A 2,142-nucleotide genomic window follows, 5' to 3' on the forward strand; every position below is an offset into this window, starting at 1 on the left:
TGTAAATGGCAGTATTAAAATGTAGGAAATCGGCAATTGAAAATTGTTGGTTTACCTACATTTTTTTGTATGCTTTTCTTATGACATCGAAGGAGGATATTCATGAGAAAAGACGTACGCGAAGGAGTCAGGAAATTTATGAACGATGGTATCAAACCCAACTTTGCCGCATTGGCCCGGCAGTATGGCTGCGATTACCGGACGGTGAAAGCGGCCTATGAAGCAGAGACACAGTACCCAGAGAAGAAAAAACGGGTGAAGAGAAAAAGTAAGCTGGATGAATTTAAACCAATCATCCATGACAAACTGGAAATCCAGTGCAGCGCGTATAGTATATTTAAATTCATTGAAAAAAAGGGATATGACGGGAGTTACAGTCTGGTGAAGCAGTACTGTCGAAAAGAGAGGAAAACCCGTCAGAAGCAGGCAACCATGCGCGTGACCCACACCCCCGGTTTAGCCGGGCAAGTGGACTGGAAAGAAGACATGACTTTAATCAGCCGGCACGGCGAGATCTTCCGTTTCAACATATTCTTATACGTCCTGTCGTTTTCCCGCAAGAAATACATCACATTGACCTTTGATCGCCATCAGGACACCTTGTTTGAATGTCTGGACGATGCCTTTCACCACACTGGCGGCGTACCGGGGGAGATCTGGTTTGATAATATGCGGACTGTGGTGGATCAATCCAGCACCCAATATAATAAGGTCGTGTTTAATCAACGGTTCTACGCATTTAGTAAGGATGCCGCCTTTCAGCCCATTGCCTGCCGGCCATACCGTCCCCAGACCAAAGGGATGGTCGAGGCACTGGCACGGACGATGGACCGGTTGCGGGTCTATAACCATGAGTTCGATGACAGTGTGGATTTGATCCATATCGTCCATGATTTGTGTCATGAACTCAATACGGAAGTCTCCCAGGCGACCGACGCCATCCCCGACGCACTGTGGCTGGATAAAGAAAAAGAGCACCTACATCCACTCCCTGAAGACCTGTTGAAGCCGTACTTTGAAGACCAATTGACGAGAGTGGTCTCTAAAGAGGCGATGGTTCAGTTCCGTAAATGTAAGTACTCTGTAGATCCCCAGTATATTGGAAAGACGGTTGAGATTGAACTGTCGGATACTGAGGACAACATACACATTTATTATAACGGAGAAACGGTGCGTTCACACCCGTTAACCACCCAAAGATTCAATTATAATCAGGCAGATATGTTCAACATATTGAAGTCGGATCTGCTGGCTGGTCGGCCGGACGATGATATCCATGCGTATATCCATGAATCCCTGCAGTTATATGATGCGGTGGGAGATGGTGTCCATGAGTGATTATCAAACGCTTCTGTCCAATTTTGAAGCCCTCGGTTTAAATAATATGCGTGAATATTATCCGGTGTTGTTGGATAAGGTTCATACAGAAGACATGTCGCTGACGAGTGCGTTTCTGGAAATCACAGACAAAGAAATGAAGTTTCAAAAAGAAAAGAAGATGGCGCGTGCGATTCACCGCGCACGCTTTCCTAAAGTGAAGACATTCGATACGTTCGATTTTGATTTTCAACCCAGCCTGAACCGCACGGCCGTCCTTGAATTGAAACATCTGGGGTTCATGGAATCTAAAGAGAACATTGTCTTCATCGGCAGCCCTGGTGTCGGTAAAACCCACCTGGCGATTGCTCTGGGGGTCGAAGCCTGCCGTCAGGAGAAACGCACGCTGTTCATCAACTGCCATGAGTTGTTGATCCGACTTCGGGCCGCTTATGAAAAAGGGACCGTTGAGCGTGTGCTCAGACGGTATGCCAGATACGAGCTGTTGATTATTGATGAAATCGGCTACCTCCCCATTCAGAAGCATGAAGCCGACTTGATCTTCCAGTTATTGAACATGCGCTATGAAACCCATTCAACGATATTCACCACCAATATCGCACTCTCTGGATGGGGTGAACTATTCAAAAGTCCGGAAACGGCCGCAGCGATACTGGACCGCATGGTCCACCATGTAAAGATTTATAAAATTAAAGGTAAGTCATACCGGATGAAACACACTTAGGCTTTCCTCCACAAATTACATTGTCAAAAACCTACATTTTTAGATTGCCGAAAACCTACAATTTTAAGTTGCCCTTGACA

Annotated in this window: 2 protein-coding genes; both read left to right on the top strand. The window is 46.0% G+C overall.

Features of this window, described 5'->3' with window-relative positions; translation table 11 throughout:
* Positions 1-102: 102 nt before the first annotated feature.
* Entirely contained in the window at positions 103-1,338 is a 1,236-nt protein-coding gene (gene istA / locus ABD734_RS07795; RefSeq protein ID WP_344703131.1) for an IS21 family transposase, read from the top strand.
* Positions 1,331-2,062 (top strand): IS21-like element helper ATPase IstB, encoded by a 732-nt coding sequence (gene istB, locus ABD734_RS07800; RefSeq protein WP_239416364.1) that lies wholly within the window; start codon positions 1,331-1,333, stop codon positions 2,060-2,062. The genes istA and istB overlap by 8 nt, the downstream gene beginning before the upstream one ends.
* Positions 2,063-2,142: the final 80 nt, after the last annotated feature.

This window comes from Salinicoccus jeotgali, from assembly GCF_039538805.1.
Lineage (GTDB): Bacteria > Bacillota > Bacilli > Staphylococcales > Salinicoccaceae > Salinicoccus > Salinicoccus jeotgali.